Origin of the sequence: Streptomyces sp. NPDC060198, assembly GCF_042728415.1 — a bacterium.
Lineage (GTDB): Bacteria > Actinomycetota > Actinomycetes > Streptomycetales > Streptomycetaceae > Streptomyces.
The window spans coordinates 1-5,433 of record NZ_JBHWZJ010000428.1 but is presented as its reverse complement, the minus strand read 5'-3'; the positions used below and the strand labels follow the sequence as shown (position 1 = coordinate 5,433).

Here is a 5,433-nt window from a genome sequence, read left to right as displayed (position 1 = left end):
GCTGACCTGCTCGCCGACCGCGACGTCGGCGGAGGCGAGCGGCTGCCCCGCCTCGTCGAACGTCGTGATCAGGTCGGGGAACGAGGCGCGGCGGCCGCCGGCCAGGTCGAGCGCCATGTACTCGTTGACGAAGTGCAGCGTGGTGCCGTCGGCATCGTCGAGGACGGCGACACCGACGTCCAGGCCCTCGCGCTGCTCGCAGCGGTACTCGCGCACACGGCCCTCCGCGACGATCTCGCCGCCCAGATGCCGTGCGGCGCCGACCGGGCCGTCCGCCAGGAAGCGACGACCCAGCTCGATGGCGAAGCCGATGGCGCCGGGAGCACCGTTCCTGACCGCGTAGCCGATGTCGACCGGGTTGCGGGCGACGCCCACCCAGCCGCCCGCCTCGACGGAGGCGCGCCGGACCACGTTCGAGGTGGCCTCCAGACGCCCGGAGACCGCGCCCTCGACATAGGCGTACGGCTTGCCGCCCGCGTAACCCTGGCTGGAGCGGTAGTCGTCCAGCACGTGCAGGCCCATCGCGCCCATCACGCTCGACGGGTGGGCACGTCCGTTGCAGGCCAGGTCGATGACGGGCAGGCCGGTCATCGCCGCGTGGAACCAGCCGTTGATCGTGGTCTCGGCACCGTTCTCGTTCGTGTGGATCGCGACGAGCTCGCCCGGCAGGTCGCGGCGGAGCAGCTCCAGCGCGCGCAGCAAGTGGGTCGGCAGCACCTGCGGGTCGAGCGCGGCGGGGGCGCCGACGAGGGCGACGGTCGCGGTGAGGTCCTCGGCCCGGAACTCGTCGGCGGTCCACAGCTCGGGCGTGCCCACCTGGAGGGCCAGCTCGGCGGTGCGCAGGCCACGCTCGACGAACCCGCCGCCGCCTCCGCCCAGTACGGCACCGCCGTACACGGCCGCGCGGATGTCGTCGTGGGTCAGCTGTCGCTTCACGGGGTCTCCCAGGGTGGTTCTGTGCGGTACGTACGAGAAGGTCGAGCGGTTGTCCGGCTATCTCGCGGCCTTGAGCAGGCCGTTGCCGAACGAGTAGAGGGCGTCACCGGCAATGGCTCCCCCGGCGAAGACGTCAAGGTCTTCCTTGGCTTTCGGTCCGAGCACGCGCGGGGCGAGGATCCGGACCGCGATGCCGGCGGCGACCATCCAGCCGGCCATCGGTGTGGTGATCAGCAGGCCGGTCGCGAGGAGGATGCCGAGCTGGCGCTTGGAGCCGCCGACGAGCTGCACGAGCGCGCCGGGGATCGCCCACAGGGCGAGGTGCTGGGCAGTCTCCACCGACGGGCCCGCCTTGATCGCCGCGACGTACGCGGCGTCGATCGGGGCGGTCTGCCCGTTGTCGAAGAACATCCGGTAGGAGACGACGACCACCACGATGGCGACGCCGAAGCCGATCATCGCGGCGATCAGCTGCTGGCGGCGGCCCTCCAGCTCGAAGGCCGGGTCGGCGTTCTCCCCGCGCAGCAGGTGGCCCGCCTTGAGGTCGTACCCCATGTCGGCGAAGGCGGGACCGGTCGCGGCGGTGAAGCCGGACAGCACGACGAGCGCCTCGGGCGGGAAGCCGATGAGAATGCCCAGCAGCAGCGTGATCAGGGCGATCGCGAAGGCCGGGAACCAGCCGGAGTGCATGGAGGCGATTCCGACGAGCAGTTCGTGCAGGAACGCGGCGGCCGTGGCGTAGAAGAGGAAGCCGATCAGCATGCCCACGCTCATGTGCGTGGCGGCACCGGTGCCGAACGCCAGCAGGACGGAGATCACCAGGTAGGCGCCGAAGCCCAGGCGCATCGAGCGGCCCAGGCGCTTCGCACCGTCCGGGGTGTCCTGCGGAGCGTCGGCCGTCGTGGTCGCGCGGGCGGTCCGTGGCTCGTCCGCCGGAGTCCGCCTGGTCTTGACGATGGTGCGGCCGACCTGGACCAGGGCGACCAGACCTGCGCCGATCATCATGCCGTGCGGCAGGTACATGGCGTTGAGGTCGAGGCCGAAGAGCGGGTCGGCGTACTGGGTGAACAGCAGGCCGACACCGAAGGCGGCCATGGCACCGAACCCTCCGATGAGCGCCACGCCGAAGGCCGACATCGGCAGCGCGAACGCGGCACCGGCCATCCCGGTGAGCAGACCCAGCCCGAGCACCTTGGCGCGACGGCCGCCCTCGTCGCCCGCCTTGATGGCCTCGGCGGCGGCTATCCCGGGCGGCCAGGGGTTCTTCGCGGGGAAGGCGGGGGTGTCGTACATGCGGTAGAGCAGCCAGGCGTCGACCAGCATCGCCGCGGAGACGCCGATCAGCATCGGGACGATCATGTTGTCCATCCCGAAGAGGAACGGGATCCCGATCGGCAGGAAGAGGCTGTTCGCGGCGCCGAAGGTGGCCGAGGAGATGCTGGTCTGTGCCAGGTTCTGGGCGTGCACCGAGCGGAAACCCCGGAACCAGACGAGCGGTACCCGGGCGAGTGTCATCGCGGCCAGTGCCCCGATCAGCGAGGTACTGGGGGTGACGCCGAGTGTGGCGAGCAGCTGCACACCCACGATGGCGCCGAACACGCTGAGCACCACGGTGAGGATCAGATTGCCGGGCGCGAGGGCGCGGGGATGGCGCCGCGCCTCGCCTGCGCTGTGGGCATCGCCCGAGGTGTGCGAAGTGTCCGTGACGGCCTGGGGAGCGGCGTCGGTACTCATGGTTCTCCCGTGCTCCTGATCGGGCGGCGGACTGTTTCGACCACCGAAAAGTTCCATAATCTGGAACCAGGTCTTACTATGTAGATCTCTGGATCATCCATATGGCGCACTCGGTCGTCAAGGGAGCAGCCGGAATTCTCGGCATGCGGGCAGCCCGCCGCTGTGGACGAGGGGCGGTCACGCACGAGGCCGGGCGCCCCTTACGATCGGACGACACGACTCGGGGGAGCTCGGGGGAGGCGGAAAACCGGTGAGCACACTCGCCAACGCACGCGACGTCCTGCGGTTGATGGCGCGCCTTCAGCGCGACCTGACCGTGACGGATGTCGCAGGGGCGCTGGACCTGCCCAAGAGTTCGGTGTCCCGGACGCTGAGCATGATGGCCGAGTACGGCTTCCTCGACCGGGACCCGATGAGCCGCGCCTACCGTCCAGGCGAGCTCGTCATGGAAGCCTCGTACCACTTCCGCGTCTCGCGCAGCACCGCCTCCCTGCTGGAGGAGGAGCTGGGGCGACTGGTCGCCGACCTCGGATACACCGGGTACGTCGACGTACTCGACGGCGCCGAGTCACTCGTACTCCACATGCGGATCGGCACGGTGGGCGCCCTCCAGGCGTACACCCCGGCAGGCACCAGGGCACCCGCCTACGCCAGCTCCATGGGCCGCGCACTGTTCTCCCGCCTGGACGACGCGAGGGTGCTGCGGCTCATCGACCCCCGCCTCGAACAGAGCACGGGAACGGCCCCCCGCACCCCAGGTGAGCTGGTCTCCTGCCTGGCCCGCGTGCGCGCCGACGGCTGGGAGTCCTCACGCGGCGAGTACGTGCCCAACGTCGCCGGGATCTCCGCCGCCGTCCTCGACGGCGACACGGGTCAGGTCTTCGGCATAGGGATCGCGCTGCCCGCCCCAGAGCTGCGGGACGAGAACGAGGGGCGCTTCGGCCGAGCCGTACGGGACGCGGCCCTGCGCGTCGGCAAGCGCATCGGCGACCCGTACTGGCTGCGCTACGCGGAGAGCGGCGCCACCCGCTGAGTGCGGGGCCCCTCAGGTCAGAAGTGGTCCGAGAGCGGCCCCCACCACCGCCCCGGGCGTGAGGACCGGCCCGGTGACTCCGGCCGCGCGGAGCGCCCGGTGGTGCCGGTCGCCGTAGCCCATGCAGTCGAGCATCAGAGCCGTCGCGCCCGCTTCCAGGTGGGCATGGGCCGCCGCGCACAGGGCCGAACAGTCGTCGGCGTACGGTGAGGCGGTGCCGAACAGGGGTTCCGGAGCGACGGCCCGCCACTTCTCCCGGGCCTCGGACACCTGCTCGGGCAGTGGCACGACGATCCCGACCTGACTGCCCGGCAGCACCGTGGTCACATACCCCGTCACCAGGGCGTCCGGCTCGACGAGCCGTGCCCCACGGGTGCGCAGACCGGGGAACTCGCCGGTGCACAGCAGAACCACGACATCGGCACCCTCCTCCTCCACCTGATCGACTCGGGCCTGCAGAGCTTCCCCGACAGCCTCCGCGTCCAGAGCCACCGGACCGCCGTCGGCCAGCCTGCTCAGCAGCGTCGCGCCACCGTCCACGGGCGCGAAGCGGGCTTCGACCTCCGCCCGGGTCAGACCGTCGAGCACGCCGGCGTGCCGCACGCGCGTCGTCGGCGGCAGGTGCGCCTCGATGGCGCCGGACAAGTCCGGGCGCGGCGCCTGGCCGATGGTCAGAAAGGTCAACGCACTCACAGCATCTCCGCCTGAATAGTGTTCCGGATAATGGAAACGGGTTCCGGAAAACGTTAGCCACACCGGGCGGGATGCGGTAGATCCGATCCGTGAGGAGTCGGCACGTGCTTGCCGGCCGCCTGTACGTCCGGGCCAACGGTCCGCCGGGCGGCACCGACCGGCGACAGACCCGGTACGCGTACGCCGCCCTTCGCGCGGTTCGTCGCACTCTGGACTGCCCGTGTGCCCGCCATGAACGCTGGCGATTTCGCCGATGGCCGCCCGCCCGTGCTCCGAGACTCTGGTCGGGCCAGTCCCACCGAGCCCCACATCCATCCTTGTCAGGAGCATTCCATGCGTCGTTCCCCCCGCCGTCTGCTCGGCGCCCTCGCGGCCACCGCCGCCGCTCTCACCCTGTTCGCCTCGGCCTCGACCGCCGGTGCGGCCGACGCCACGTCCGCGTCGACCGCCTCCGTCACACGGCCGGCCTCCGCCGCCCAGGCCCTGTCGACCAGTACCCCGGTCGTGTTCGTCCACGGATACACCGGCAACGCTTCCAACTGGGTGACCGCCAAGAGCGTCTTCCAGCTCAACGGGTGGTCCAGCTCCAACCTGTTCGCCTACGAGTACAACTCGTACGGCAGCAACATCACCAACGCCCAGGGCCTCGCCACCTTCGTCAACAACGTGAAGGCGCAGACCGGGGCGAGCCAGGTCGCGATCGTCAACCACTCGATGGGCGGCCTGGTAAGCCAGTACTACCTGAAGGTGCTCGGCGGCAACACCAGCGTCAGCCACCTCGCCTCGATCGCCGGAGCGAACCACGGGACGACCTTCGCCGGCGCCTGCCTGATCTACACGACGTGCCAGCAGATGTACCCGGGCTCCTCGTTCATCTCCCAGATCAGCTCGGGCGACGAGACCCCCGGGGCCACCAAGTACGCCACCTGGTACTCGGCGTGCGACGGCGTCATCCTCCCGTACACCAGCACCAAGCTGGACGGCGCGACGAACAACAACGTGGCCTGCCAGACGCACATCGGGTACCTGACGGACAC

General features: G+C 70.4%; 5 protein-coding genes. 2 read left to right on the top strand and 3 right to left on the bottom strand.

What is annotated here, in order from left to right; translation table 11 throughout:
• Together ACFWEP_RS30915 and ACFWEP_RS30910 are read right to left on the bottom strand one after the other, a co-directional pair.
• Nucleotides 1-936: DUF917 family protein (locus ACFWEP_RS30915; protein ID WP_387375045.1), on the bottom strand; the 936-nt coding region annotated here is incomplete at its 3' end.
• 57 nt (nt 937-993) lie between these two features.
• Nucleotides 994-2,670 (bottom strand): OPT/YSL family transporter, encoded by a 1,677-nt coding sequence (locus ACFWEP_RS30910; RefSeq protein WP_387375044.1) that lies wholly within the window; start codon nt 2,668-2,670, stop codon nt 994-996.
• A 250-nt stretch (nt 2,671-2,920) separates the two neighbouring features.
• Between ACFWEP_RS30910 and ACFWEP_RS30905 the strand changes: the two genes are divergently transcribed.
• A complete protein-coding gene (locus ACFWEP_RS30905; RefSeq protein ID WP_387375042.1) occupies nt 2,921-3,703 on the top strand; it encodes an IclR family transcriptional regulator in 783 nt (260 codons plus the stop codon).
• 12 nt (nt 3,704-3,715) lie between these two features.
• On the opposite strand, the gene ACFWEP_RS30900 is transcribed toward ACFWEP_RS30905, so the two are convergent.
• Complete coding sequence (locus tag ACFWEP_RS30900) at nt 3,716-4,396, bottom strand: AroM family protein (RefSeq protein WP_387375040.1); 681 nt, start codon at nt 4,394-4,396, stop codon at nt 3,716-3,718.
• A 333-nt stretch (nt 4,397-4,729) separates the two neighbouring features.
• Here ACFWEP_RS30900 and ACFWEP_RS30895 point away from each other — a divergent pair.
• A partial coding sequence (locus tag ACFWEP_RS30895) for an esterase/lipase family protein (protein WP_387375038.1) occupies nt 4,730-5,433 on the top strand: 704 nt, incomplete at its 3' end.